The sequence below is a fragment of the Methylobacterium endophyticum genome (genome assembly GCF_050591105.1).
Taxonomy (GTDB): domain Bacteria; phylum Pseudomonadota; class Alphaproteobacteria; order Rhizobiales; family Beijerinckiaceae; genus Methylobacterium.
In genome coordinates this window covers 1-640 of record NZ_JBNHES010000054.1, presented here as the reverse complement: position 1 = coordinate 640, position 640 = coordinate 1, and the positions used below count along the sequence as shown (strand labels likewise).

The window sequence follows — 640 nt, the reverse complement described above, 5'->3', positions numbered from 1 at the left end:
CTGTGTTACCCCGAAACGAGCGGCGATATCAGCAACCGAGAAGGCGCCCGAAAGGATGTCGGCCCTGATTTTCTCACCGACCACCGAGTAAGTAGACATGTGTCGGAGCGGGATGTTGATTTTTATCCCATAGCGGCCAACGCTGTTCAGCTTTTGGATGATAGCGTTCGCCGCATCGAGGCCACTCCAAGCCTGGGCAAGAGGAGAAGCTTCGTCGCGACACCCGTTGCGAGGAATATAGACGACCGTACCACCGCAGGCTTCGATCAGACGGTTGACCGCGTCTTGACCAGCGACACTCCGCAGATCGCCGAAGAAAATCTCGGCTTCGCGCTCCTTAGGTCGAACCATTCCCCCTCGCGGAACCCGCCCTTAGAGTTTGGATGATGGCTTTCAGGGCAAAGACGATCCACCCTGAAGGATTTCAGGAGCAGCTTCCGCAATGCTTTAGGTGGTGCCGGCCAGATTGCCGCCTTACATGGCTCTCTGAGAGCTTCGCCCACCGCGCCGCTTTGGCAGCATCCGGCTCAATGCCGGACCAGCCAAGGATGCTCGAATGAGCCGCCGAGGGGGTACGCCACCCTCCCCGTAGCAGCATCCCGCTGCCAGGGCGGGCTTGCCAAACCGGACCGGCGATTTC

General features: G+C 59.5%; 1 protein-coding gene. It reads right to left on the bottom strand.

Annotated features, from left to right (window positions below; translation table 11 throughout):
- Positions 1–351, bottom strand: a 351-nt coding sequence (locus ACP56T_RS21885) for a hypothetical protein (protein WP_430914113.1), incomplete at its 3' end; no start/stop codon positions are given.
- Between the last annotated feature and the right edge of the window lie 289 nt (positions 352–640).